Origin of the sequence: Pseudomonas sp. PS02288, assembly GCF_029959715.1 — a bacterium.
Lineage (GTDB): Bacteria > Pseudomonadota > Gammaproteobacteria > Pseudomonadales > Pseudomonadaceae > Pseudomonas_O > Pseudomonas_O kuykendallii.
Genome location: NZ_JASCPA010000011.1, coordinates 17,885 through 43,245 on the forward strand (window position 1 = coordinate 17,885; position 25,361 = coordinate 43,245).

Consider the following 25,361-nt stretch of genomic DNA (forward strand, 5'->3'; position numbering starts at 1 on the left):
CCGATCTAGGAAGGGACACTACAGCCAAGACTTTTTACTGGCACTCAGCGCCGCGAGCTCCTTTCCAACCGCAATGGCTTTGTTGAGTAACCTGGCAGTTTCCTCAAAATCCGCTGGCTCAGAGCTACCTTCGTAAAGAACTCCTCCGGGAGCTACATCTGTTCTAACAGCCTCGATCAACTGATAAAATCGAACGGCCAACGATGCCTCCTGGGGAGTAAGAGCGCCCAGCCGGCTGATGAAGGCCTGATACACGCTTTTGTAGCTGTCGGTAATGGCTACTTGCGCTTGGATGACATGCTGATCCGGCTCAGAGGTTAGAAGCTCGCCTTGGGACTCCTGAAGCCCATACAGGTAACCACGATCTTCAATAACTTCTAGTAACGCCGAAACCTCGGCCAGGATTGCCGCCCTAACTGTCTGAGCCTCCCGTCTCGCTTGCTGTGCACTAAGAAACAGCGGCCCTATAACTCCAGTGGCGCCGGCTGAAAAGGCTACCAATATTGCTGTCCAGTTAACGTCCATGTGCTCATCCCTGGGTTTGTTTTGAGACCTCAGAATAACCCGCCCATCACCTCTGGCTGCCAGTTCATTATCACCAGTTCCTGACTGGCCGGCTGGCCGCCCTGGCGCTGGTTGCCGGTGCTGTATTTGATGCTCAGCTGCTCCATGTGGAAGCCATCGAACGCTCGGCGGATGTCCGGGTGGTCGTTGATGCTGACCATCACCTTGCCCTTGCAGCGCCTCATGAACTCGGCCATTTGCTCGTACTGCTCGAACGGGAAGTCGACGCCGTAGCCTTCGGTCTGCCAATACGGCGGGTCCATGTAGAAGAACGTGTGCGGCCGGTCGTAGCGCTCGACGCAGGCCAGCCAGCTCAGGTTCTCGACGTAAGTGCCCGCCAGCCGTAGATAGGCGGCCGACAGGTTCTCCTCGATGCGGCACAGGTTGATCGCTGGGCCGGTGGTGGCGGTGCCGAAGGTTTGGCCGTCCACTCTGCCACCGAAGGCATGCTGTTGCAGGTAGAAGAAACGGGCGGCCCGCTGTATGTCTGTCAGGGTCTCCGGGCGCTTGTCCTGTTCCCACTTGAATATTTGGCGGCTCGACAGCGCCCACTTGAACTGGCGGACGAACTCTTCGTTGTGGTTCTGCACAACCCGGTAGAGATTCACTAGCTCGCCGTTGATGTCGTTTAGCACCTCGGTCCTGGCTGGGACCGGACGCATGAAAAACAGCGCGGCGCCCCCCGGCGAAGACCTCCACATAGCATTCATGCGGCGGAAAGAGAGGGAGAAGCTTGTCAGCGAGGCGGCGTTTGCCGCCCATCCATGGAATGATCGGAGAGGATTGCATCGGGGGTTTGGGTGACCTATATACTGTATAGGCAAACAGTATCCGTCACCTCATATCAAGCGGCCTTTCTGGAGCATGCAATATGGAAAACGCCCCTAAGAGCCCGTCATATATCAAGGTGAGCGCACTTGTAGTCGCTAGCATGAAGCAGGTTTTCGTGCACCGCCCAGAAAGCACCGCCGAGCTGGCGCGACTTGCACTTGACCTGCTGGTGAAGGAACGCGGCACTGAGGGCGCTCGCCTGTTCTTGCGAGAAGAGTTCTCCACTTATCGTCGCGACTATCGGGGCTTCCATCTCGACAGGCGAGAACCGAAAACCGGATCAGAACCGATGACAGGCCCTAGTCAGAGCGCATACAAAGTCAGCCCGCCGATCAACTGATGTCCTTCCACGGGTTGATTTCCAGCGTCAGCCCCTTCCACTGCTTGCTGTCGTCGTTGCTGTAGTCCTCGTCCCAATCCGAGGGCTCGCCCTTGAATCCGATCTGTACAACCAGCGCCCGCGCATCGCTCCAGCACTTGACGTAATACAGGCCGAAGTAGCGCCGTCCACTCTCGCGGTGGGTGGCGATCAGGAAGCGGAAGCCGCCCTGTCCGGGCTTGTCCTTCACTACTTCATCACCCCAGAACTCGAAGGTGCACTCGGTAACAGGGCACCCCATGAATCGTGTGAATCGAGCGTTGTTTGCTGGGTTCCGGTACGCCAGCCAGATCAGCATCGAGAGCGGGTGAAACGCGCCAAGCCCGAAAGGTGCATTCAGATGCCACCAGCCGCGTCGGTCGCCCGCTGCGCCATCCCGATCATTGCTCCATAGCCAAGCCCAGCCGGGCAAGATGACGCGAAGCCAGTCGCCTGCCGCCTCGGTGAAGGGCTGGCGGGAAGTCTCATTCACGCTGCGCCACGGGAGCGCCAGGGGGACGACCACAAATCCTGCTAGCACCAGCGTGATGCGCAGCACCAGGAGGCCGACTGTCTGTGCCAAGCCGAGCGCCAGAAGGCGCCAACTGATTGGCGTAATAGAGGTCACGGTGGTCATACCGGCGCGTCCTCCGTCGACGCCGGGCTGACCGGTCGAACACCAAATGGGAACGCAGCATTACCCGCTTTCCATGCTCTGACTGCAACGCGATAGGCCCGCCATTGCGTTGCTGAACCTGGCGCTGCCGCCGGATCGGCGTCTTCGATCATCAGCAATTGCTCTGCAATAAGCAGCAGCTCCGATTCCCGCCATGCGTCCTCGTCGCTCGACGCCCCGTGCAAGCTCGCGCCATAAGCCTCAGTGCTGAAGTCCCAAGTCTGGTCAGCCCACTGCGGGCCAAACGGCACCTCGATCCCATCAGTTGGGGGCTCGGGAGCATCCACCCACGACCCGATAAATGCCCCGTCAGCGTTCACATAGAACCGCTGGACGCTCAGCCGCTCGCCCTGGGCCACTGCTTGATCTGATTCCATGCCTTTACCCCTTGATTACGCAAAAACCTTCACTTTCAGTTGTACTTGCGCGCTTGTTACGCCGCTAACAGCACCATTTGCCGCGAACATCGTCAGGCCGTTAAAGCCGATCACGACCGTAACGGTCGAGGTGGTTTTCTTGCGCGCTTCGACGCCCCAGGAATTCAGGTTATTGCTGCAGTCTTGAGCCCCCAATTCAGCGCTCTCGCCCACTGCCACCCCGTTTACTGCAGCAATAGCAACAAGTTCAAACATGACGAGCTTCGGAACAACGCCGAGGCCGTGCGTGATAGTCAACGTGCCACCGTTGGTGTAGCTGACTGTCGTTTCGTAGTAATTGGCGATTGGCAGCGCGGCAATGAGTGCGGCGACAGCGTTCTGCACGGCGATTTGCACGAAATTTGTGTTCGCGAGCTGCCCGTCGCTCAGGCCTACAGCCGCAGTAGGGGCCGTAGGCTTGCCTGTGAGTGCCGGCGATGCCAGGGGTGCCTTCTGCCCGATCAGGGTAGTGATGGTGGTGGCGAAATTGGGATCGTTGCCCAACGCCGTGGCGATCTCGGCGAGGGTGTCGAGCGTCGCCGGCGATGCATTCACCAGCGCCGCAATGGCGGCTTGCACGAACGCCGTGGTTGCGAGCTGCGTGGTACTGGTGCCCGTCGCGGCGGTGGGGGCCGTAGGCGTACCGCTGAAGGCGGGGCTTGCCATAGGCGCACGCCCGTTGATCAACGTGGTCAGGAGCGTTTGTACAGCGGCAACAAACGCCGTGGTCGCAAGTTGGGTGGTGCTCGTGCCCGCCGCCGCGGTTGGCGCCGTGGGCGTTCCGGTGAGAGCCGGCGACGCCAGCGGGGCTTTCTGGCCGAGTAGGGTCGTGATGGTGGTAGCGAAATTGGGATCGTTGCCCAGCGCCGCAGCAATCTCGGCCAAGGTGTCTAGGGTGGCCGGAGACTGGTTCACCAGGGCGGCTACTGCTGCTTGTACGAATGCCGTTGTTGCCAGCTGGGTAGAGCTGTTGCCCGTCGCGGCGGTAGGCGCAGTAGGCGTGCCAGTGAATGCTGGGCTGGCTAACTTGGCCAGTCCGGCGAGCATTGCAAGAACGGCGCCGCGCACTTGATTCCCGTTGGCCGAGTCCAGCTCCAGCCCCGCCCCTTCGATGAGAGCCACAAGTTCGCGCTGGATCGAGTTCAACCACTCGGCCCGGATAAGCGTTGACGCAACGCCACCCGCCGCGCTGCCTTCGGTAAATTCATCATCCGCATTCGCGGTATCGGTGTAGTACCCGATCTTCTGCATCAGTTTGCTCCGTACCCGAAAATCAAGGTGGTATGGGCCGGCGCCATGGCGCTCAGCCTGCATTCGAGGGATTTGTTGCCCCACACGCTGAGGGCTTCGCCTGCGGCGGCGCTGCCTGCTGCTGCCCGGAAGACGGTCACGGCGGGGGCGTTGACGCGCCAGGCGCTGGTCCAGCCGTCGCCGGCGATGGGATCACCGGCGCGGCAGTGGCCGGCGCGTGGCGGGTGGAATTCGGTGATGGTGACGCTATAGCCGAGGCTCGCCGCCAGCTCGATGAAGAACGCACGGCTTTGCCCGCCGACGCCGCGCAACTTGGCGGACACAGCGGCGAGGCGCTGGCGAACGGTGAGCGATTCGAAGGCTAGGCACGGGTCGGGCAAGCCGAGGACGCGCTCCCAGTCGTCCAGTCCGGCGCCGTTGTCGGACCAGATTTTGTCCTCCAGCCGATCCGCCGCCAGCAGCGCGGTATCAAGCCCGGATGCCTCGGCGCGGATCAGCGCGGCGAGCATCGGCGCTGCGCCGTCGTAGGCCTCGGGCGGTAAAAGGGCTCGGAGCTGGTCGGCGACAGCGGTCACGGCATCAGCTCCAGGGTGATGGCGCCCGGCCGAATCCAACCGACCGCGCCGGCCACGCTGGTGGCCGCGACGTTGCCCGTTGGGCTGATGACCGTGCGATCAACTACGCCTGCCAAGTTGGCGATGATTGTCTCGATGCGCGAGCGCTTGAGCACATCGCCCGGCAGCAGCGCGCCGACCGATTGCGCCCAGGCGGCCTCGGCGGCGGACTGCACGTCCGGAAGCAGATAACCGTCTGCCAGTTCGACCTGGGCGACCACGTCGACGACGGTCAGCAGCGGTGCGTAGACGAACACCTCGGCAGTGACCGGGCATACTTCGTCGATGTGGGCGGCGCACGCAGCGATAACCTCGGCCGAGGGCGCGCCGTCGCTTGCGGTGATGACCACGTCGACCGTGTTCGGTCCGCGCCGCTTCGGCAGGATGGTAGCGGTCGCCACGCCGTCCACTTCAAGCGCCCAGCGTCGGTAGTCGTATTTGGCACCGCCTGCGGGCGGGTTGCGAATGATGTCGAGCAGACGGCCGAGCAGCGAGGCCATGGTCTCCGCGTCGGTGCCGCCCGTTAGCGCTGCTGACAGCGTCGCCGAGGCATCAATGCCCAGCGGCGGGCTGGTCAGTAGCACGGCGCCGTCCAGGGCGTTCAGTGCCAGGCCCTTGCTTTGCGAGACGAGCGCCACGGCGGCCGAACCGTTGACGCCGAGGGTCGCGTCGGCGGTGGACGTCAGCAGCTCGCCGCTCGCTACGTGCCGGAACTGCGCCCCGCTGAGCAGCGTGCTGCCCGCCGTGCCGGTGATTGAGGCGATGCCCGTGGCGGCGGTGGCTGCCTTCTGCGTCAGCCCTCGAATCGCGGCGTGGTGCAGCAGCTCTTCATCATCAGAAAGGTCCGGGAAAATCTGCCGATAGAGCCATGCGAGCTTCTGATAGATGCCTTCAACGACGGCAGCAACGGCGGCCGAGCGCGCGAAGTTGTCGCTGTCGCTGGTGATGTCGGCGTCCGGCAGTTGGCTGACGATTTCGCGCAGGATCGCGTCGCGGAGGGTTTCATAGGTCGGAGCAGTGAACGCCATCAGACCACCTGCACATGATGGGTGAAGGTGCTAGTTCGCCCACCTGCGTCGACCACCTCGATCAACAGCAGCAGGCGGCCGTCGTGCGGCTGCTCGGCAGTGATGTCGATGGAGCGAGCGCGGCCGTCATCGAGCAGCCCTTGGAGCGCTTCGCGGGCGTACTGGATGGCAAGGATGGAGACGCGCGCCAGGTCTTTTTCGCGGCGCAGGAGGTAGAGCCGGGAGCCCAGTACGGGGTCGGCCCAGTAGGTGCCAAGCGGCGTGACCAGCCGCAGATAAACGGCGTTGGCCAGCGAGCTGATGCGCTCGCCGCTGAGGTCTTTGGTGGTGGGATTGATGCCTGCGTCCATAGGCAGGCAGAGTGCCCCGCGTGCGTGCGGGGCGGCGTTTCAGGAGGGTTTAAGGCTCCAGCTGAACCTAATCAGTTTTGGCTGCTTCCCCTAAGGCAGCCGCTGCTGCCTCTCTGAGCCCCCCTCCGTATCCTCCGCTTACGAGAACATGAATCAAACAGTCTCTCGCCTCGGCGCCACCTGCATGCCCTAGTCCTCGAATGGCGCCCATGACAACTGCGGCTCCATGGCCACCCTCCCTGACGATTCCGATCAGCAGATCAATAGCTTCTTGCCGGCTTGCCATATGATTTCCCCGTTTAGTAAACCTCCTTCCGATACTAGCTAAAGAGCCGGCAAACGTAACCGTGCGGATTGAAGCAGCGCTACTGCTGAGGCCTCGGCGGATTCCCTGTCGGGTGGGCGTGCGCGTTGTACAGCTCACGGTCGGCTTGCATGGTGCGCGTGGCGTCCTGGATGTCACCAGTCGCCTCGACCAGGGGCGTCTCGAAGCGCACCTTTTGCCCGGCTTTCACCACCAGCGTTTCGGTAACGATCTCGATCAGCCGCCCGCGCTTCATGTGAATGTAGTCGCCTTCGTCGGTGTACAGCGCCACCTCGCCATCAGCCACCCTGAGCCGGTAGCGGCCGTCCTCGGAGGCGATGACCACGGCATGCTTCGAGTTGCCGCCGATGGGCAACACGATGTACTCGGCCCCGGCCAAGGGCGCCGAGGTGAAGCCGTAGTGCTGCATCAGCTCGCCGCTGACGGTCTCGCCGGCAAGCCCCTGCATCTGGACGCCGATCTGCGCGCCGGTATGGCTGTTGCGGGTGGCCACCGCGCGGAACGCCTGGCGGAAGTTCGCCCGCTCGCGGACGGCCTGGCTGCGCATCGTCTTGAGCAGGCTCATAGGCTGTTGTAGTACTCCATCAGCGCGGCGTCGGCGGCGCCCTTGCGCTTCTTCTTGGCGGGCGGATTGGCATCGAGCACCCACGTCTTGTCCTCGCGCAGCCGCAGCTCGGTGATTGCGCCCTGGCGCGTCAGGCGCAGGGTGCGGGACATCAGGAAGAAGGTGCCGTCGACCTTGTGCGGCTCGCTCTGCACGATGATGCGTTGACCTGGCGCCCAGACCTGACCCTTGCCGTTGCGATGGCCATGTACTACTGCGCGCATCTCGAAGCCTTCCAGGCGGCTATCGGCCAACAGCTTGCGGGCATGGGTGGTGGCCATGTCCTGGTTCTCGCTCGCGCTATCGACGATCACGCGCGGCCGGAAGATCCCGCGCTTGGCCAGCGTCTCGTCCTTCACCACCGAACGCAGGTGCGCCCGGCTGGTGTCGTAGCCGTCATCCTCGTACTGCCCATGCTGACCCAGCAGCGTGATCTGACTGTAGCGGCCGGGCATCGAGCGGCGAACGGATAGGCGTTGGACGTTATTGCCCACGCCGTCGCGACGCATGATCAGGGTGGCGACTGGCGCCGCCTCATAGTCTGGGCCACCGACGACAAGCCGGCCGTCTGGCTCCATCCATGGCCACAGCCCGTTCGCCTCGGCGACTTGCAGCAGCGCCTCCCAGGCGGTCTGCCCCGGCTCGATCTGCACGCGGCGGCGAGTGCCGGCCTTTGCCGCTCGCACCTCGACCTTGTCGATGCCAAGCGGTTTGACGACCTGGTCAATGATGTCCGTGAGCGAGGCCTCGCGTAGAGCAACGAAGGGCGTCGAGCAGTCCACCAGCACGGCGGCGCGGTCGCGGCCGGTGATGCGGATCGCATGGCCCTGGCGAGAGATGTCCTCCTCGATCTCGTCGATCACACCGGTCAGCACGCGTTCGCCGTCCAGGGTCAAGCTGCACGGCGCGCCTTCCTGCAGCGCTTCGGGCAGGCTCTCGCCGCCCGGCGTGAACACTTCCAGCTCGAACGCATCGGCAGGCGTCAGCAGGTCGCTCTCGACGGACCATCCGTCCCAGTTGTCATGGGCGTGGCTGCCGATGGTCAGGCGGATCGAATCAACTTGCGTAGGCACGGAGCACCTCGCCTTGGGCAATGACGTATGGCGTGCGCAGCGTCGGGTTCAGACGCAGCAGCTCGGCGGCGCGGGAATGGTCGCCGTACCAACGGTGCGCGAGCAGGCGCAGGCAGGCGGCGCTTTCGACGGTGCGCTCGATCAGCGGCGGGCGCTGCAGCACGACCTGGCGCGCGGTGGCGAGTACCAGGGCGGCGACGGCACGCAGCGGCTCGATGACCTGCAGCGCTTGCTCGACGCCGTATAGGCGGCGGTGCAGCACGATGGCGGCCTGTGCCAAACCGCGCGCACTACCGACCAGGCTTTCCAGCTCGTCCGGGTTGAGGGTCGGCGTGGTCTTCTCGGCATCGAGCACGGTGGCCACCGCCGACGCTTGCGCCAGTGCCAGCTCGGTGATGACCAGCGCGACAAGCGCCCAGGCGGTCGCCTGCACCGGGTCCGGCTCGGCCTGCTCAAGCAACCCTGCCGGCACAGCAGCGATGGTCGCGGGTGTCAGCACCTGGCCCTGGCGTGCCGCGACGATGAAGGCGGTCGCAGTGCGTGCGGCGTCGGCATCCAGTGATGCAGCACCCGGCATAGAGGTCGGCAGGTTGTCCTGCGCCAGTATCGACCGGGTGATCGTCAGCGGAGCGGCCGTCGAATCCGGGTCGGTATAGGCACCGATGGCAGACCGAATCTCGACCGGAGTGCGCGGAATATCGAACAGTGGGTCGAAGCTGGCCGCGCTCTTACTCGATCCAGAAAGGCCCAGGACGCCAGCCAGAACGCCGCCGATCTGGCTGCGCAGCTGGCCCAATCGCAGGCCGATACCAGGTAGGCCGAGGACGTTTTCAAGCAGGCCAACCCAGCCCCCACCGATCCACTGTTGCACGGTGGCCATCAGTGCATCGATCTGGCCGAACAGATCGAGCAGGCCGTCTTGCCAGGTCGGGCCGGTGTCGCTGTCCAGCACGCCCACGTCGACGAACTCGAACTGCCGGGCGAAGAACGGCTCGGCAGGCGTGCGCTCAAGGAACTGCAGCGAGACCTCGGCGTAGTCCGGGTGATCGGCGTGGTGCTGGACGTTCCAGTCCTGAGCGACCACCGACACGCTGCCGTAGAACGGATGAATCAGCTCGCCGGGGCCGGACGTGTCCAACGCGGCCAGCAGATTCTGCAACTCGATCTCGTAGTTGGTGCCAAACAGCACGACGTTCAGGGCGAAGCGGCGGGCGCCACGGCCGAGGTCTTCTACGTCGTCGCCGTCGCGGTACGGCACGCCGTGCTCGCTGAGCGAGCGTTGCGCTTGCAGGTTCTCGTTCATCACCAGCAGCTTCACGCCGCGATAGCTGGCATCCAGCAGGGTTTCGCTCCAGCTCATTTGCCGCGCCTCGCTTCGATTCCTGCCCGGCGCTCGACCGTGGCATAGATGTGGTCATCGTTCGAGCGCACCTCGACAACGAGGGGCTGCCCGACCAGGGTTTGCATCTGCCCGACCAGGGCTTTCAGCGTCTGCGCCATGTCCTGGCCGGACGTGTCCTGGGTGCCCGGCCCGCCCAGCCGGCCAGCGGCAATGGATGCCCACTGGCCGCTGCCGTTGACCAGGTCATTCACGTCGTCGCGGAACTGCTGCGAGTTGCCTTGCTGCAGCAGCGCCATGCCGGTCACCGGCTTGTCCATCATGGTGGCGTTCAGTCGGGCGTTCAGGTCGCCTGCCCAGGTGCGGGCGTCGGCAACCGAATCTCCGGAAGCGGTTAGGCCGGACTGCTGCTGGGCAATACGGCGCGCATTGTCGGTTAGCCATTGCTCGCGCTGGGCATAAGGCAGATCGCCCGGAGCTTGGTCGGCAAGCGCAAGGCGAGCCTGGTAGTAGGAGGACTGGTAGGCCCTTTCTCCATCACTGATCAGCTTGTTGCGTGGGACCATGGCGAGGCGGTCCTCGTCGCTGTTCTCAGGCGAGGAACCAGCAGTTACTAGGGCAGCTAAAGCGGGCGAGAATCGACCGGCCAATGCCAACCAGCCGGCTGAGCCAGCGCCCTTACCGCTGCCAGAGCCGCCTTTGCCCGAAGTGCCGCCAGAGGAAGGCAGCTCCGGTGTACCCGAGGCGCCCGGCCAGTTCGTCACGAAGACCGACTGCACACCTGTCGCCTCTTCAAGCACCCGGCCAACTGCGATGTTGCGCATCGTCTCTGCGCCGCCGAACAGCTTCGAGCCGACCATTCCACCGAGCTTCTTCGCACCGCGTCCGCCGTAATAACCGCCCGCGAGCACGCCTGCGCCACCCGCTAGAAGCTGGCCACCGGACAGGTTCAGGTCGTCGAGCAGGTAGGTGCCGGTCTCGGCCAGGGCCTTGTTGATTGGCTGCGCCATGCGGTCCATGGCTTCGCGCAAGGTTGCGCGCATGCGGCCAGCAGTGCCCGAGGCGCTTTCGGTGTTCTCTTTCCGGTCGCGCTGGATGACTGCGTCGGCCGCCTCAATCTGTCGGCCCTGGCTGGCGAACGTCTTCAGGCGATTGCCTGTCAGCATGATCCGCGCACCCCGGACCGTGTCTTGGTCCATACCCTTGAACACGGTGCCTTGAAACTGGGCACGCTGCTCGGGAGTGGTCAGCTTGTCGTACTTGCGCTTGAGGTCACCGAACACCGCCTCGGGATTCCGGGAGTTGCCGGCCTGGTCGAAGAACCGAACACCGGTCGACTTGGTGACCTGATCCCGGTACTGCTTGTTGCTGAAGATGCGCAGGGTCGACTCGGCCAGCGTGCCAAGACGGTCGGGCTGCATTTCCACCGTCGATAGGGTTTCGGTAAACGCCAGCGCCTGCTGGATGCTCATGCCGGCGCTGGACGCCGCGCCACCGATTTTCGGGAACAGGTCCGCCAGATTCTCCAGCTCCGCGTTACCCAGCCGGCCCGCCACGGTCATCTTCTGCAGCAGATCGAGGGCCGCGCCAGGCTTCTCAAGATCGATATTGAAAGCGCTCGCCCCGGCCACTACCGCCTTGCCCAGTACGGACGAATCCGCCCCGGTTACAGCTGTCGTCTGGCCGATGGCATCTGCGGTCAGCTTCGATGCGTTGTAGCTCACCCCGGAGGCGATCAACGTGTTGAACCCGGCATCCACCGAGTCGCGGTCGATGCCGTTCTCGCGTGCGATACGGAAGCCCTCATTGCGCCACTCTTCGCGCTGCGCAGCGGTCATTCCCGCCGTTTGGCCAGTGCGGATCAAGGTTCGGTCAAGGGCCGCGCTGCTACCGAACTGCTGCCCCACAGCGATGCCCACACCGAGGCCGGCCAGCCGGCCATTCACCGAGCCAGCGACGCCCTTGATGCGGTCGAACTCGGAGCGCACTCCGGCTGCCACGGTCTTGAGGGTGCGGAGCTGGCGGCCTCCCGTCTGCGCGAGACGGCGGAATGAACCGCCTGTTTTGTCGACGCTTTCACGCAGCGGGCGAACGCCTTCGCGCTCCGTCCGTAGCAACTCGGCTTTGCTGTCGCGCGCGGCCTTTCGCGCAGCCTGCGACATGGCCTTGAGTTCCTCGGCGGTCTTGTTGACCTCCAGCCGCACGTTGGTGCCGCCCTGGGCAGCATCGCGCATGCCCTGGCGCATCACCTTGTAGCTGGCCGCCCCGACGCGACCGATGTTGCCGACCGCCGCTCCGGCCTTCCAGCTTTCGTTCGCCAGCGAGCGAGCACCCTCTTTGCCGGCCTGGCGCAGATCGCGTTCGACCTGGGCGATCTCGCGACGGCTGTTGCCGCTGGTGGCCTGGATGCGTAGCGCAACGCGCAGATCGGAACTCATAGGGTGCCTTTATAAGTAGGAGAAAGGCCCGTTGCCGGGCCTTGTGTCAGTGAAGCGTCGGCGCCCCGTCCGGGACTGCCGGAAGTACTTGCGCAGGACTCACGAGCTGCAGCTCCAGTCGCAGCGGCTGCGATTCAATTTGCCAGCAATCTCCTATGGCCCACTCGACAGGCTCTGCCTCGCGTAACAGGTCAATCACCGCCAAGCCCTTACTCACGGGCAACGCAAATTTCTGATAACCCACGTCGACGATGCACATCCGGGCGGCCTTGGTGGCGGGCTTGCGAGCCGGTTTCGCTACTGTCATTTCTTTTTCCCCTTTCGCTTGCTGACGTACCGCGTGCCTTTCTGCTTCCCGATCAGGAGGTCGATGCGCGCATCGATCTCCGGCCGGGACATCTGGCGAATCTCGTCTACTCGGTAGCCGAATCGGACGAGGGCGTGCTCGATGCGGCGCCAGTCGGCGAGGCCGCGCTCGGCGGCGCGAGCTTTTTTTCAAGTTCGGCATCCGCCTCGGCCAGCAGCGCCAGGTCAGCTTCTGCCAGCTCGGCGCGTAGCAGCTCGGTGGTCAGCGATTCGGACGGGATGTCGCCGAGGCTGAGCAACTGCTGGCGGTAGACTTCGAGCGTCACCAGTTGCAGCGGCCCGTTCGGGTGGCGTTCCTGGGCGGCGATCAGGTCGCCAGCCATGGGCACGCGCAGGGTGAAGCTCTTGTGTCGGGTGCCGGCGAAGTACACGCCAACGGAGAGGCTGTCGCTGATCGTCAGCCCGTCCCAGCGCTTTTCATGGGTGCTCATGCGGGCTTATTCCGTGTAGTAGTTGAGGGCGATACAGGACAGGTCTCGGGTGGCTTCCCCTTCCACCTGGTACTTGCTGCCGACCTCGACCAGGCTGACGCCCGTATAGGTCTCGCGCAGGCCACCGCCCTCTACCGGATAGACCGTCAGTTTGGCGTCGACCAGGGCGCGCCATTCGGGCTCACCGGTTTTCGGGATCGGCACGCTGATGCGCAGCTCGTGCTCCTCAATACCCTTTGCGGTGCCAGCGGGCCGACCCGTTTTGTTCATGGTCTTGACTACGGTGCGACCCGTCTTGGTGGTCGGCTCGAAGCTGGACACTTCGTATTCCGTGCCGTTGAGTTCCAGCACGATGTTGCCCACGTATTTGTCGGACATAAGGTTCTCCTGTTACAGCAGCAGATCGATGCGGCCGGCAAACACGTGCAGGCCATTGACGACATCGGCGGGGATGGATGCGTTGAGGCGGTTTACGTCCTGGCCCGAGCGTTCGACGACCAGGCCATCGGCGTTGGCGTCTACCTCTTCGAGGATTTCCAGGTCTTCGCACTTCTTCAGCACGTCGAGCAGCTCGCCGCGAACGGCAGCCGGTGTACGGCTGGACAGCTTGGCGCGCGGGAAGCGCAGGCGGATGCGGTCGCGGCAGGCCTGGCGCACGTAGTACAGGGTGCGGATGGTGGTCAGATCGAGCAGCGAGACGTCGTCCGCACCGGCCGCCGAGGTGGTGTAGGTGCTCACCGCACGGACGATCTGCACGATGTCCCCGGCGCCGACTTCCAGCGGCGTGATGCCGTTGGCCAGGCAGGTTTCCTGCTCGGTACGGCCCAGGCGCGAGGCAATGGGCGGCACGCGGATGCCGGTCAGCGCCAGGGTGTTCAGCGGGCGTGCGGGGTCTTCTTCGCTGGCGATCATCGCGGCATAGGCCGCCGCAACCTGGCGAGCGGTCGAGCCGGTGCCGGGCAGCAACGCCAAGGTGATGGCGCCCGCATTGAGCGAGGTGGCGAGCGCGGTCGCCGCAGCCAGGGTGGTGGTCACCGCGCCGACGCCGATGATGCTCTGCTGCTCGATGCTGTCGGTGTAGGTGGCGATGTGGGTGCGCAGCGCGGTCAGCGCAGTCTGGCCGAACCAGGCCGGCACCAGGATGGTGTAGCCGCCGAGCGCGGTCGCATCCAGGGCGGCTGCGAGGTCCGGCTCGGCATCGCCCTCGCTGATCACGCCGACGCAGGAGATGGCCACATAGCGATAGGCAGCGATGGCAGCGGCGACCATTTCGCCCGCCACGTCGCCGAACAGCGCTTTCGCCTCGGCGGCGGTGAAGACCTGGGCCGGCACGTGCGGCGCGGCAGTGGCGCCGTCACCGAGCGGCACGATCAGGCAGATGCTCTGCGCGTTGGTGGGCAGGTTGCGTACTGCAAGCGAGGTGTTGAACTCGACGTAAGCGCCGGGCTTGCGGATCGAGGCCGGGATGGTGTCGAACGAAATCGTCATTTGGCGGACTCCTGTGTTGCGGTTTGTTTGGCACTGCGGCGGGCCGGTTTGGCCGCAGCAGCGGTTTGGTCCTGGGCGGCTTCTGCGGCGGCCGGCTCTTCGTCCGGCACACGCAGCAGTTCGCCTGTGGCCACGCGGCGGCGGTAGTAGGAGATGTCCTCCACCGTCACGGCGTCGGCCGCGGTTGGCTCGATGAACTGGCCCGGCGTCAGCATCGGCACCCGGCATCCGGGGGCGGCTATTACGCGCATTACATGTCCCTCAGTTCGATTGAATCGTTGGCCACCGTGTCGGGGTTCCCGGCCGGGGCGTGGTAGTGCAGGTCGATGCCTTCCAGATCGGGCAGCGGCTCTTCCGGCACGGTCCAATCCAGCTCGATGCGGAAGCTCTGCCCGAGCACGGACAGGTGCTGCGACTGAAACTTGCCGTTGACCAGGTTGGCGAACTCGGTCGGCGAGACGCGGGCGCCGTCCGCCTGGTGTTGCCAGCCGGTCAGCAGTCGCAGGCACGCTTCCCATATCCAGTAGCTGCCTGGATCGCCAGCGACGGTGCCGCGCCGGCTTGCCAGTTCGTTGCGTACCGCCTTGCTGGAAATCACAAGGCGGAACACGACAGCCGCCGCGTAACGTCGGCCGCTGCGCTGGCGGAACACCACCTTGGGCGTGGTGATCCGCACCGATGGCGTGCTTTTCAGCAGTTCCGCTAGCAGGTCCGGGTCGCTCAGCTCGCCGCCGTAGCTACCGATGGTCAGGCGCGGGAGCTGTTGCTTCAGCTCCGCGAGCCTGGCCTGGATGCCGTCCTCCAGTTCGCCCAGCATCACAGGCGCCCGAGGCTATTGCGGTTGAACATCCGAGGCTGGTGGCTCACCTGCAGGCCGGACTTGCCGGCCTCGCTGGCGCCGCGTGCTTCGTCCTCGGCTGCCAGCTTCTCCAGGCGTTTGAGGATGTCGCGGTAGCGCAGCCGCACGGCGGATTCGGCGTTGGCCGATTCGCCATAGAGGTGAAACCGGGTCAGCTCCGGCAGGTCATCCGTGACCCAATCCGGCGCGTCCTCGCCGGGCTGGCGGTAGCGCAGGTAGAACTGAACCTCGCTGCGAGCGCGGGTGGCGGCATCGGCAATCCGAGCCAGCGCCGCAACGGCGGCCGCCACGTCCACGGCGTCCCAGCCGTCCAGCGAATCGCCCCGAGCAGCCGCTTCAAGCAACGTCGGCTCGATGGGCGCGGCGGTTTCCGGCACAGCAAGCTGGGCCATCTCCGCCGCACCGAAACGGGTGATCAGCAGAACTGCGCTCGGCAGCGAGAGGTTCATTCGGCCGAACCTCCGTCGCCTTCGCCAGCGCCCTGGCCAGCGCCTTCGTCACCATCAGCCGGCTCTTCCTTGGCCGGTTCGGTCGGTTTCGCGGCGGCTTTGGCACCCGCCGCAGGCTTGTTGGCCTTGGGCTTACCGGCTGCCTTCGCAGGCTTCACAGGTTTTGCCGTAGCAGATGCCACAGCAGATGCTGCCGCACCCACCGCCTGGCCTTGCGGTGCCGAAGCCGCGCCGGAAGAGTTGCCGGCCGAGTTGCTGTTTTCATCGCCGCTGTCCTTCTTCGGTTCCAACTCGTCGGCCAGCTCCTCCGGGGCCTGGACGCCTTCGATGACGAGCAGTTGCGACTCGCTGCGCAGTTGCTCTAGTTGCTGCTCGGTGAAGCGGCCGTCCGGCCAGTAGGTGGCATCGGCGGAGTGCGCGACGCCCGCCCGGCGAAAGCCACCACGTTTGGCAGTGATCAGAAGTCCCATGATCGTTACGCCTCGCCCGTCGAGCCGTAGGCCAGTTGCCAGAAGCCGTAGCCACCAGCAGCCCGCGCTTCGGCGCCGAACTTGAATTTCTTGCGGTTGAACACGTCATCCGCTTCCGGGTCGGTCTGCTGCACGAAGTTGGGGGCTTCGCGCTCCTGATAGATGAACGGCTTCACCGGCAAGCTGGTGTCGAGCAGGAACCAGGCGGTGTCCGACTCAATGCGAGCGTCCACCAGCAACTCGGCGGTGCCCTTGTAGGGGTTGGCCTTGCCGTCTTCCAGGCGGTCGTTGGTCAACAGCGCTTTCGCGGTGTCTTCCAGCCCAGGGCCGACCAGCAGCACGGTCGGTTTGGTGCCCAGCGGGCGGCCATCCTCGTCCTTGAACTTGCGCATGGCCGTGCGGCCGGCACCGTAGCTCGCCTTGGCAGCGGCCTGGGTGGCAATCGACAGAGCGGCGGTGCCCTTGTTGCTGACGCTGGTCTTGCCGACCGGGTGATCGGTGTCGAAGAAGTACTGGCCGTCGTAGCAGAGGTTGGAGAACGAACCGTTCACCAGTTCATAGACGATCTCGTCCGGCAGTTGCTTGGCCGAGAATCCCGCCATCTGCGCCTGCGGCGCATAGATGCCCAACTGGTCATCCTTGATGTGGTTGCGATCCACCTCGACGGTGGCCTCCCAGTCTTCGTTCTCTACGGTGTAGGTGAACGCCTTCAGGTTCTTGACGTGCTTCTCGCCGACCCAGCGACGCATGCGCGGGAATGCCGACAGCCAGGCGTAGAGGTTGCTGCCCGTCGAGGACGGCACCTTCATCGCGATCTTGTCCCAGGTCGTGGGCGCCGCCGCGAAAGCGTTGTTGAACAGGGTTTTCATGGCGACGAATGCCGCCCGGATGGAGTCTTTGTTGATCAGCATGCGCAGTGCGCTCCTATATAGAAGGGTTACTCAACCCAGACGCCGTCGGAATCGATCCCGACGATGCGGCCGGCAGCCGAGCGGGTACCGCCCGCATCAGCGGCGGCAACGGTTTGGTCGTCGACGATGTAGGCCGTCTTGAACAAGTTGGCCTGGACGACGGTGCCGTCGTTTGCCCACTTGAACGCCTTGCCACGGCGGATCTCGACGGTGGCAGCGCCTGCCGCCCCATCACGGTTGTCGACGAACTCCTCGGCACGGCCGAGGTAGGTCAAACCCACTGCGGTCGAACCAGGTGCGGCGAAGCCGGCAGCGTTGGCCACCACCAGCGCGCCCGCGTAGACGCGAACACCAGCAGCGACGCCGACGACGATGACTTCGGTGGACTTGAGAGGGGTGTTGCGGTCTTGGGTCAGCGGCATGGCTTAAGCCTCGCTCAGGGTCTTGGCGTAATCCGCCGGGTCGACGCCGAGCTGCAGGCACATGGCTTGCTCTTCGGCGTTCAACGCGGTGGCTTTTTTGATGGCCTTGCGATCGCCCAGGTCGGACGGGTCGCCCACGACCGGAGCGGCGGCAACGAACGCGTCGAAGCGCTCCAGGCCGGCCTGGTCGCAGCAGCTCGCGCGGTGGTACTCGATGGTGGCCGGGGTGATCTTTCCGGCCTGGCTGGCGGCGGTCAGCGCGGCGTCGACCGCCTTGTCGTGCTCGGCCTTCTTGTGGGTGGCCAGTGCCTGTTCGGCGTTGGTGGCGCGGGTCAGCAGCGTGTCGTAGTCCGCACGCGGCACGAAGCGCTCCAGCGAGGGTTGCTCGGCATTGGCAGCCTGGGCGGTGGCCTTGAGTTGGGTGGCGGCCGCAAGGGCCTGATCTTCCGTGGCGGTCTCGGGCAGGCCGAGCAGTGCCAGCAGCGCAGCGGATAGCTTCACGTGCGGGTTCTCCGGGGTTTCTTGGTTGAGGGCGGTCAGCAGGAAATTCGGCTTGTTGGTGAGCCCAGCGCTGACTAGGCGCGCGATGCGCCCGGTCTCGGGATCGAAGTCGAATACGGGGGAAAGGAAGCGGTACTCGCGGTTGAGCACCTGGACGGATGCACGCGGCGTCCAGTCGACTTCGCCCCACAGGGCGCCATCGCGGATTTCGAGGCGTTTGATCCAGCCACCGGCCGGCGCCTCGCCACCTTGCGGCGCGCGGTGCTGGGTGGCGTGCTCCCAGTCGATGGGCAGGTCAATGTTGCGAGCGGCAAAGCTGGACTGCACCAGTTGCTGGGCAGCCTCGTCGAACAGCCACTGCCGACCGTCGCGGCCGATCACGGCCGGGCCGGCCGGAATCAGCTCGACCCACTCCGGCGCCAGGCCGTTATCGGTCAGCGCTGCGGAGAGGTCGGTGTTGAGTGCGAGTTGAGTTTTCATGCCGCCATGTTGGCGGCACTGGATCAGAAGAGAGTTTCAGGAGGGTTTAAGGCTTAGGGTTTAGGGTTTACGGCTTCACTATCTTTCTTTTTGATGGCGTGTAACTGGGTCATATAGGTATCTCCATAAGGAGTCAGCGACCAATACGTTGCAGTATCCTTAACCCCCTTGCGCTTGATACTTTGCCGGATTAACCCCAGCGCCCTGAGTTGTACTTTGATTGTATTGAAGTCGTCTTGACTTAACTTGAACGCTACCAATCTCATATTCTGCAGATCAACATCATCCTTAAAGTCAATTTTCGCATGGTCGCGAACCAAACGCACAAGCGCTTCGGCTATAGTCAGATCAGATGCCTCATCAATCATGAAAGGAGATATAGTGAAAAAAATCTCGTCCCACTCAATATATGCGGTCGCCGAATAAGTCTGTCCTTCATGCTCCCAGCCAGAGGTAGAAGCAACGAAGGAATAACCCAATTCAAAGTAATCGTTTCCCTTGGCTAGAGCTGCTGCCCCATCTGGCTCGCTAGTACGAGTAGCTGCAATTTCCGATTCGAGCTCATCTATACGCCGTCTAAGCTTGAGTATCTCTTGAGAAGCGCTTTCATCTGGAACAAGGTCGGCACGAACCCAGCCAATAGCCGGCTCCGCTTTAATGAGTTTTATTAAACTTCTGCTGACCTGACTGCCCAGATCTTTTGCATCCTCCCAGAAACGGCATGGTTTCGAGGTTACCAGGCTTCGGAACGACTCCAGTTTGGCTCTGCCTTCTTCTGTAACCTCTGACTTTTCTAGCGAAAGCCTGCCGGGCGAGCGATGCACGAACCCTATTATTGGTTTCCCTATCTGCATCGCGTAGCGATATTCCATTTCGGTATAGCTAAGTCCCTCCGGTCCAAGCGAGCCATACCTGCCTCCGACTACTACAACATAGTAATCGGCGTCATCAATGACCTTCTTAATTAGGCTCCACTGATCCTCATTCGCAGCAGGGAATAGCTCCATACCTGACGGAATGCACTCCAATTCAAGAAGCGCTTGCATCACCTCCTGCCTTTCTTTTTCAAGGTCCGTGAAAGTTGAGCTGACAAATACCTGATAGCGCTTGTCCATGTGCCCTCTTGATGGCCAACCAGTGTAAGACTGGATGATACCGGCCCTTTTCATATCCATCCAAGCCGATCTAACGCGGGTCTAACGCGCCTCGCCACCTATACCTGCCATCGCTGTACCGGTTATCTCTCAAACAGGCCGCTACGGCGCTCGTTTTCAATCCGCCTCAAAGGGCTCTGAAAGGTAGTCGCCGACGATGGCGAGGATCTCGCTTTCGTCGTCTGAGGACAGGCCAAGGTAGGGCCGCGCCGGGATGTCGCCCCAAGGGATCGGCGAGCCGCGCTTGTTGGTGCCGGACGCTCCACGCTTTTGCCCGAACTGCTGCACCGCGCCGTAGACCCGATCCGTACCGAAGGCCAGCTCGTTGTCGCTGACCTGGTGCCGAATGGTGTCCTGCAGCAAGCCGGACTCGCGAAGGATGCGCGGGCCTTTCTTCCTGGCGAGTGTCACCGGCGACAGCGGCGCCCAGGGCAAGCCGTCCGGGGCGATCTGTTTGACGAAGCGGTCATCGGTCGACTGGTGCAGGTATTCGGCAATGTCGAGCAGCGGCGTGGTGATATCGCCCAGGCGTTCGGCCAGTTCGGCAAGTACTGCACCGGCCTGGCTGGTATCCATCGTGACATCGAGCATTGCGCCAGCCATTCACCTCTCCTACTATCTATATGCACCCATTGGCTGAGCAGTCCCCGCCCGGACCTCCAACACTACAGCCAGGGCGGACCACGTGTGGCGGCGCGTGGTTTTTCTTCGCCCGTCAGAACCCTTCGTAGTCGTCACGCATCGGGCGCCCCCCTTCTATATAGGCGCACGCCCAGGCGGAGCTGGTCGAGGTAGTCCGGGTTGTTCGCATCCGGCGCGAAGGTGGTGATACCGGCCCAGCCGTCGCTGCCCACCTCGAACACCGCCAGTGCCGGCACCGCTTCGCCCTCGACCTGGAAGCGGCTTATGTAGCGCCGACGCACCACGGCCTTGCCCAGGGCGTACTGCCATTCCAGCCGCACCCACACTTCATCCGGGGCTTTCAGGGCGTCGGCCAACAGCAGCAGCTCGCGAGCGTGGCCACGCTTGGCAACCTTCAACGCTCCGGTCTTGGCATTGGTGAACAGCTCGCGGCCGATCACAACGGCGTCGCCGGTCACGTCGCGGAAGACGGCCGGGGTTGCCTGAGCGGCTCCGAACTCGCCCAGGAAGCGCGCCATGTATTCCTCGTCCGGGAGGCCAGCTGGTAGCAGGCGGTCGGCCCTGGCGGGCCGAGGTGCGGGCAGCGCGCCAGGCGGGCGGCGGTTTGGCAGGCCGGCGGCCGTGGTGCTGGATTTGGCACCGGGCGCCGGCTCGGGCAACGGGTCATAGGCACGCATCGGCGGCACCGCATCGGTTAGCCGGGAACGACCTGGTGCGTACTCAAATCCCGGATCGATGCCGACCGGCACCCGCACGGTTCGCGCTCCGTTCGGACTGTTCACGCCGATGGTGCGGTCTTCGTACTCCACGGCTGGAGCTGGGCCAACGCTCAGGCCCTGGCGGTCCACGTCGCGCTGGCTAAGCATGAACTTCTTGCACTTGCAGCCCCAGCCGTTCTGCGGGCTGTGTGTCGACCACCACGGGTCATCGAGCGGCAACACGGTGCCGTCCCATGCCAGGTGCTGCGGTCGAGGGTGGGCGCTGTCGCCGTGGCGGTACAGCCCGAAGGGGCGCCGCTTGCGCAGCTCCGGGTCGGCCATCTGCGCTTCTCGCCCGGCGTTGTAGGACTGACGCAGGTTGGTCTCGTAGATCACCCGCGTCCGCCAGCCGCGCCCGCCGTTGTACTGCCAGCCATGCTTCGCCACGACCTGGTCGAAGTCGGCGCGGAATTGCTCCAGAGTCGTGCCGCCCGCAATAGCCTTCTCGACAGCGCCGCGCAGGTCGGCAAGCAGATCCCGCTTGCTTGCCCCGGCCACCACGAAGGCGCTGTCGTGCTCGACAGTATAAATGTCGGTCCAGGCGCGGGTTGGTAGGTCGACCTTGGATCGGAAGAAGTTGATTTGCTCGGTAAAGGGCAAAGAACCGTGAGATATTGACATCTTCACATCCGCAGGAAGGAACTTATGATTACTAAGGAAGAGGTCCGCATCGCGAAGGAGTTTTGGGAGCAGGCCCGGCTCGCTGCGGCATATGAAAGTGCTGCTTGGGGCGTGCTTGAAAGAAGCCGCAGCGATCTAACATTAAGCATGAGCAAACTTGGATTTAACTCTGCTGAAGCCGACGCGGCTTTCGCTACGTATCGTGAAGACCACCGGAAACGATCTGCAGCTGCCCTCAAGATCATGATGGATCGCGAAGCCGATTACGTGGAAAAAAAACGCCTGTTTGAAGCTCAAAAACTATAACCCCCGCAACACGTCATACCGCCCCGCCATACTCGCCGCCGTCATCCCATCTGCCATGGCGTCCGCGAGCTGGCTGGCGTTCATGTCCGGGTAGGTCTCGATCAGCCGATCCCGGAACTCTTCCAAGCTCGACACCGAATCCAGCAGCTCGCGGATGGCATCGACCATGTCATCGAACGGCGCCGCCGTGGCTGCTTCCAGCGTCTTGACTTGGTTGTCCACGATGTCCGGCACAGCGACCGGCGCCATAGGCTGCTCGCGGTTGGTGGCCTGGGCCAGCGCGGCGGCAGGCGCTGCCGCTGCACCAGGTGCGCGTAGCAGCACCGCGCCCTTGGCAGGGTCCGGCAGGTTGAGCTTGTCGCGGATTACCGACTGCTCGACCTCCAGCCCCATCGGCACCAGCTTCTCCAGCGCATCGACCAGGGCCTTGGTGTCCTCGGGCTGCGGCACCACGATCACCAGCTTCGGGTACGGGCGACCTGGTGCGAAGTTCAGGTCGCACCAGGGGCGCACGAACATGCGGTTCAGCGTGTTCGATTCAGCCTTGGCGTCGGCCTCAAGCAGGTCGAGACGGATGCCATCATGCACGCGGGCCTGCGCCATCGAGCTGCCGTCGTCGGCGGTCATGGTCTGGCCGAGCACGCCCTTGCTGACCTGCTTGTCCCACCACTCGGCCAGGCCCTGGAAGAACTGGCCGGCGCCGGCCACGTTGGCGGCGTTCTGGAATTCGATGCGCATGCTGTCGGGGATCACCGCCGCCGCATCGCTGCCCAGGTTGGCCACGGCCGACAGGAGAATCGAGATGTCGTCGGCCGAGGCGTTCGGACCGTAGCGGCCGACACGCATCGGGATGCCGAAGATGTCGGCGAAGCCCATCCAGTCTTTCCAGGTCCACGCCTTGCACATGTAGCCCACCGCCGCGAGGCGAGCGAGGCCGCCACGGATCGGCAGGCCGGCGCGCAAGCGCGGGTAGTGAACGATGAACTTGCACGGCGGCAGGCGAACGCCATAGACCGGGTCCGCTTCATCGAGCAGGCGCAGCTCGCGGCCGGTCTCCTGATCGAACTGGAAGAAGCGCTGATCGCGCGCCTCAAAGCGATCCGGCATCCATGTCTTGCCGCTGCGATCCCAAATGATCTCGCTGACGGCGTAGCCCTTGCCCAGGGCGTCGGTCAGGTCCGACTGCAGCTCGCCGAACTCGGGCGCGTCGACCACTTCACGCAGGGCGTCCGCGCGGCGGATGTCCTCGGCGTCGTCGCTCGCTGCCTCGATGCGAATCGACAGACCGCCCAGGCCGAGCTTGCGGGTGCCGAGGACGGAGGCGTAGTGCAGGTCGCGCTCTTCCATCTCTTCGGCCAGGGTCAGGTAGTCGTGGGCGCTGCCCTCGGCGGCGGCTTGCAAAATCGAGGCGAGCCGGCCCGGCGTCAGGCCGGAGGCAACGGACGTGTGCCAAATCTGGCGCACACCGGTCAGCCGCGGTGCCGCGAGTTCCTCGGTGAGCTTGTCGTATTGGATGGGCTGACCGTACTGGTCAACGATGGTGGACTTGGCCATTACCAGATGCCTTTCGTGTTGCGCCAGCCCGCGCCGGACTGAACCTGGCGGTTCGACTGGGCGCCGGACTGGACGCGGTGGTATTCAAAAATCTCGACTTCCTGGCGCGAGGCGAAGTCGGCCAGAGCGGCGGCGATACCGGCATCGCCGTGGCGCTTGGCAGCGCCCTTGGCGCCGCTGTCGCCCTTCTCGGTTGTGCGCTTCTCGGGAATCCGCGCCACGCCCTTGACCATGCGGAAGGCGCGCACATCGCCAGTCACTTCCTTGTCGGCCGGGATGTCGTAGAAGGTGTCGTCTTCGAGTGCGGCCTTGAACGGCGGCATGTTGTCTCGATACCAGCCCTCGGTGAGCATCACCCGTTCGATGCGATTGAAACCAAACTCGATGGCGGTTTCTTCGGAGAGCTGCGAGCCGTTACCCCTGGCATCGTCCGCACCTTTCAGGAAGTTCGGCAGGCGCCGAATGATGTAGAACTTGATCTGCCGTTGCTGGGCGAATGGGACGTTGCGCAGCTCGACCACGAAGGGCGTGCGCTTCCGCAGGTTCTGCTCTTTGACCAGCGGCCAGATCACCGACAGGTCACCGCTTCGCGCGAAGTCCATGCCATAGAAGCTCTGCACGTCCTTCGGGATCGCGGAGAGCAATGGCAGCAGCTCGCGCTCGCACCACTCCAGCGATTCGGCCAGTCGCAGGTGCTCGTCGATGACCTCATAGCCTTGCGGATACTTCAGGCGGAGAACAGGAACGTCACGGTTCGCGCGGCCCTCGATCAGGGCCAGGCTGAGATAGGCGCCACCGCCCTGGCTGGGCACGCAGTCGAGTTCCTCCTCGGACGCGTCACCGTAGAAGTCGTAAACGTCCTGGACCCACGCTTCCTCATCTTCGGGTTTGTACTCGATGCCCTTGCGCAGGCACACGCGGTTGTAGAGGCCATCGGCAACCGCCTCGCGGAACGTACAGCGGAACAGCACGCCCTTACGCTTGCCGGCCCGAATCTCTTCGATTAGTTCGCTGAAAGCGTTTTCGGTGCCGTCGTGGGTACTAATCACATGCACCTCGCCCCCCCAGATCAGCAGTGCAAGGGCGGCTTTCAGCAGCTCGGCCAAGTCCTGATGGAAAGCAGCTTCATCGATGACGACGATGCCCTGGCGGCCCCGGAGGTTGGACGGGCGACTGGTCAAGGCAACGATGCGGTGCCCGGACGGATAGACGATGGTGTAGGTCTTGATGTGCTTTTCGGGATCGCTGTCCGGCCAGATGCCTTCCTCGATTTCCCCTGCCGCATAGTCAAACGCCCGCGACCACATCGCGCAGGCCTGGATGTACTCGACCGTCATGTCCTGGTTGTAGCCGAGGTAATAGACGGTCTGGCCACCGGCCGCTTTGCTGGCGGCGGCGCACAGCACGTTGTCGGCGGCCTCTGCCCACGTCAGACCGATCCGGCGGCTTTTCTCGCCGACCTTCAACGGGGCGCGGACATTGATCCAGTCCTTCTGGTAGTCGAGCAGGACGGCCGGAACATTCAGCGAAGCGGTATTGGATGCGATGTCGTAGAGAGGGTCGACCATCACGACGCCACCCCCAGAATCTCCCGGCGAATCTCGGCCACGGTCTCGGCGTTGAGCCCGCCTTTCTTGGCGATCTTCTCGACTTGGCTGGCGGCCTGTTCGGCACGCGCACGCACTTCGGCCTTCCACTTGGCCTGCACCACGCTCGCGCGGCCCAGCTCGGCGACGGCCTTAGCCACCTTCGGCAGATCGAGCTTGCCGCCCTCGGCCATCAGCAGCTTGAACAGGTGTTCCTGCACCAAGCGCATCAGCGCTTCGTTCACCGCGCCTTCATCATCCGGGGCGGCCTGGACGACGGCGCGGGCCTGCTCGCTGGACATCTTCAGCGCGGACAGCTTCTCCTCGAATGCGCTGCCATAGGTGTGCAACGCGGACTTGCCGATGCTGTAGCCGCGTTCGGCCAGAGCGGCGGACAGGGCCTCATAGCCGGAGAAATTCGACTCGACGAGGAACTGATCGAGCCAGGCTTTCACCTCGGCGGGCAGTTGGGCGACCTTCGAGCGCGGTGGCATGC

At 63.9% G+C, this 25,361-nt stretch carries 30 protein-coding genes and 1 pseudogene; 2 read left to right on the forward strand and 29 right to left on the reverse strand.

The genetic code is table 11. The features are described 5' to 3' along the window. Positions 1–18 precede the first annotated feature (18 nt). Complete coding sequence (locus QMX85_RS06805; protein WP_282339374.1) at positions 19–525, reverse strand: hypothetical protein; 507 nt, start codon at positions 523–525, stop codon at positions 19–21. A gap of 29 nt (positions 526–554) precedes the next feature. Further along, positions 555–1,353 (reverse strand): annotated as a pseudogene (locus QMX85_RS06810) (DNA adenine methylase). An 82-nt stretch (positions 1,354–1,435) separates the two neighbouring features. On the opposite strand from QMX85_RS06810, the gene QMX85_RS06815 reads away from it, so the two are divergent. Continuing rightward, positions 1,436–1,735 carry a hypothetical protein gene (locus tag QMX85_RS06815; protein ID WP_282339375.1) on the forward strand — a complete coding sequence of 100 codons (300 nt, stop codon included), beginning with the start codon at positions 1,436–1,438 and terminating at the stop codon, positions 1,733–1,735. On the opposite strand, the gene QMX85_RS06820 is transcribed toward QMX85_RS06815, so the two are convergent. From QMX85_RS06820 to QMX85_RS06935, 24 genes are all read right to left on the reverse strand, one after another. Further along, positions 1,728–2,390 (reverse strand): hypothetical protein, encoded by a 663-nt coding sequence (locus tag QMX85_RS06820; RefSeq protein ID WP_282339376.1) that lies wholly within the window; start codon positions 2,388–2,390, stop codon positions 1,728–1,730. The two genes, QMX85_RS06815 and QMX85_RS06820, sit on opposite strands and share 8 nt — an antisense overlap. Beyond that, positions 2,387–2,806, reverse strand: a complete 420-nt coding sequence (locus QMX85_RS06825) for a hypothetical protein (RefSeq protein WP_282339377.1) — start codon at positions 2,804–2,806, stop codon at positions 2,387–2,389. The genes QMX85_RS06820 and QMX85_RS06825 overlap by 4 nt, the downstream gene beginning before the upstream one ends. 15 nt (positions 2,807–2,821) lie before the next feature. Continuing rightward, positions 2,822–4,096 (reverse strand): hypothetical protein, encoded by a 1,275-nt coding sequence (locus QMX85_RS06830; protein ID WP_282339378.1) that lies wholly within the window; start codon positions 4,094–4,096, stop codon positions 2,822–2,824. Next, positions 4,096–4,671 carry a putative phage tail protein gene (locus QMX85_RS06835; RefSeq protein ID WP_282339379.1) on the reverse strand — a complete coding sequence of 192 codons (576 nt, stop codon included), beginning with the start codon at positions 4,669–4,671 and terminating at the stop codon, positions 4,096–4,098. The genes QMX85_RS06830 and QMX85_RS06835 overlap by 1 nt, the downstream gene beginning before the upstream one ends. After that, positions 4,668–5,738, reverse strand: coding sequence for a baseplate J/gp47 family protein (locus QMX85_RS06840; RefSeq protein ID WP_282339380.1), 1,071 nt, complete (start codon positions 5,736–5,738; stop codon positions 4,668–4,670). The genes QMX85_RS06835 and QMX85_RS06840 overlap by 4 nt, the downstream gene beginning before the upstream one ends. Beyond that, positions 5,738–6,088: a phage GP46 family protein gene (locus QMX85_RS06845; RefSeq protein WP_282339381.1), complete on the reverse strand. Its 351-nt coding sequence runs from the start codon at positions 6,086–6,088 to the stop codon at positions 5,738–5,740. Before QMX85_RS06845 ends, QMX85_RS06840 begins: the two co-directional genes overlap by 1 nt. A 365-nt stretch (positions 6,089–6,453) precedes the next feature. After that, entirely contained in the window at positions 6,454–6,978 is a 525-nt protein-coding gene (locus QMX85_RS06850) for a phage baseplate assembly protein (protein WP_282339382.1), read from the reverse strand. After that, entirely contained in the window at positions 6,975–8,090 is a 1,116-nt protein-coding gene (locus tag QMX85_RS06855) for a phage baseplate assembly protein (protein ID WP_282339383.1), read from the reverse strand. Before QMX85_RS06855 ends, QMX85_RS06850 begins: the two co-directional genes overlap by 4 nt. Further along, on the reverse strand, positions 8,074–9,450 hold the full coding sequence (locus tag QMX85_RS06860; protein ID WP_282339384.1) for a DNA circularization N-terminal domain-containing protein: 1,377 nt from the start codon (positions 9,448–9,450) through the stop codon (positions 8,074–8,076). Before QMX85_RS06860 ends, QMX85_RS06855 begins: the two co-directional genes overlap by 17 nt. After that, positions 9,447–11,867 carry a phage tail tape measure protein gene (locus QMX85_RS06865; RefSeq protein ID WP_282339385.1) on the reverse strand — a complete coding sequence of 807 codons (2,421 nt, stop codon included), beginning with the start codon at positions 11,865–11,867 and terminating at the stop codon, positions 9,447–9,449. Before QMX85_RS06865 ends, QMX85_RS06860 begins: the two co-directional genes overlap by 4 nt. A 46-nt stretch (positions 11,868–11,913) precedes the next feature. Further along, a complete protein-coding gene (locus tag QMX85_RS06870; RefSeq protein ID WP_282339386.1) occupies positions 11,914–12,174 on the reverse strand; it encodes a hypothetical protein in 261 nt (86 codons plus the stop codon). Between the two features lie 106 nt (positions 12,175–12,280). After that, positions 12,281–12,664 carry a phage tail assembly protein gene (locus QMX85_RS06875; protein ID WP_282339387.1) on the reverse strand — a complete coding sequence of 128 codons (384 nt, stop codon included), beginning with the start codon at positions 12,662–12,664 and terminating at the stop codon, positions 12,281–12,283. Between the two features lie 6 nt (positions 12,665–12,670). After that, positions 12,671–13,042, reverse strand: coding sequence for a phage tail protein (locus QMX85_RS06880; protein ID WP_282339388.1), 372 nt, complete (start codon positions 13,040–13,042; stop codon positions 12,671–12,673). Between the two features lie 12 nt (positions 13,043–13,054). Then, entirely contained in the window at positions 13,055–14,152 is a 1,098-nt protein-coding gene (locus tag QMX85_RS06885) for a phage tail sheath C-terminal domain-containing protein (protein ID WP_282339389.1), read from the reverse strand. Beyond that, positions 14,149–14,373, reverse strand: a complete 225-nt coding sequence (locus tag QMX85_RS06890) for a hypothetical protein (RefSeq protein ID WP_282339390.1) — start codon at positions 14,371–14,373, stop codon at positions 14,149–14,151. The genes QMX85_RS06885 and QMX85_RS06890 overlap by 4 nt, the downstream gene beginning before the upstream one ends. Positions 14,374–14,402: 29 nt before the next feature. Continuing rightward, positions 14,403–14,969, reverse strand: a complete 567-nt coding sequence (locus tag QMX85_RS06895; protein ID WP_282339391.1) for a phage protein Gp37 — start codon at positions 14,967–14,969, stop codon at positions 14,403–14,405. After that, positions 14,969–15,460, reverse strand: a complete 492-nt coding sequence (locus tag QMX85_RS06900; protein WP_282339392.1) for a phage protein Gp36 family protein — start codon at positions 15,458–15,460, stop codon at positions 14,969–14,971. The genes QMX85_RS06895 and QMX85_RS06900 overlap by 1 nt, the downstream gene beginning before the upstream one ends. Further along, entirely contained in the window at positions 15,457–15,930 is a 474-nt protein-coding gene (locus tag QMX85_RS06905) for an HI1506-related protein (protein WP_282339393.1), read from the reverse strand. Before QMX85_RS06905 ends, QMX85_RS06900 begins: the two co-directional genes overlap by 4 nt. A 5-nt stretch (positions 15,931–15,935) precedes the next feature. Next, entirely contained in the window at positions 15,936–16,841 is a 906-nt protein-coding gene (locus QMX85_RS06910) for a Mu-like prophage major head subunit gpT family protein (RefSeq protein ID WP_282339394.1), read from the reverse strand. Positions 16,842–16,867: 26 nt separating this feature from the next. Next, the gene (locus tag QMX85_RS06915; RefSeq protein ID WP_282339395.1) at positions 16,868–17,263 is read right to left on the reverse strand and encodes a hypothetical protein; all 396 of its coding nucleotides are present in this window, start codon (positions 17,261–17,263) and stop codon (positions 16,868–16,870) included. A gap of 3 nt (positions 17,264–17,266) precedes the next feature. Next, entirely contained in the window at positions 17,267–18,244 is a 978-nt protein-coding gene (locus QMX85_RS06920) for a phage protease (RefSeq protein ID WP_282339396.1), read from the reverse strand. A 53-nt stretch (positions 18,245–18,297) separates the two neighbouring features. Continuing rightward, positions 18,298–19,359: a DUF4062 domain-containing protein gene (locus tag QMX85_RS06925; RefSeq protein WP_282339397.1), complete on the reverse strand. Its 1,062-nt coding sequence runs from the start codon at positions 19,357–19,359 to the stop codon at positions 18,298–18,300. 156 nt (positions 19,360–19,515) lie between these two features. Then, positions 19,516–20,001: a phage virion morphogenesis protein gene (locus QMX85_RS06930; protein WP_282339398.1), complete on the reverse strand. Its 486-nt coding sequence runs from the start codon at positions 19,999–20,001 to the stop codon at positions 19,516–19,518. A 131-nt stretch (positions 20,002–20,132) separates the two neighbouring features. Then, positions 20,133–21,419 carry a PBECR2 nuclease fold domain-containing protein gene (locus tag QMX85_RS06935; RefSeq protein WP_282339399.1) on the reverse strand — a complete coding sequence of 429 codons (1,287 nt, stop codon included), beginning with the start codon at positions 21,417–21,419 and terminating at the stop codon, positions 20,133–20,135. Between the two features lie 24 nt (positions 21,420–21,443). Here QMX85_RS06935 and QMX85_RS06940 point away from each other — a divergent pair, with 24 nt between their 5' ends. Then, positions 21,444–21,725 carry a hypothetical protein gene (locus QMX85_RS06940; protein WP_282339400.1) on the forward strand — a complete coding sequence of 94 codons (282 nt, stop codon included), beginning with the start codon at positions 21,444–21,446 and terminating at the stop codon, positions 21,723–21,725. Here QMX85_RS06940 and QMX85_RS06945 read toward each other — a convergent pair. From QMX85_RS06945 to QMX85_RS06955, 3 genes are read right to left on the reverse strand one after another with little or no spacing between them, the layout of a single operon-like run. Then, positions 21,720–23,279: a DUF935 domain-containing protein gene (locus QMX85_RS06945; RefSeq protein ID WP_282339401.1), complete on the reverse strand. Its 1,560-nt coding sequence runs from the start codon at positions 23,277–23,279 to the stop codon at positions 21,720–21,722. The genes QMX85_RS06940 and QMX85_RS06945 overlap by 6 nt on opposite strands. Further along, the gene (locus QMX85_RS06950) at positions 23,279–24,847 is read right to left on the reverse strand and encodes a hypothetical protein (RefSeq protein ID WP_282339402.1); all 1,569 of its coding nucleotides are present in this window, start codon (positions 24,845–24,847) and stop codon (positions 23,279–23,281) included. Before QMX85_RS06950 ends, QMX85_RS06945 begins: the two co-directional genes overlap by 1 nt. Then, positions 24,847–25,359: a DUF3486 family protein gene (locus tag QMX85_RS06955; protein ID WP_282339403.1), complete on the reverse strand. Its 513-nt coding sequence runs from the start codon at positions 25,357–25,359 to the stop codon at positions 24,847–24,849. Before QMX85_RS06955 ends, QMX85_RS06950 begins: the two co-directional genes overlap by 1 nt. Positions 25,360–25,361: the final 2 nt, after the last annotated feature.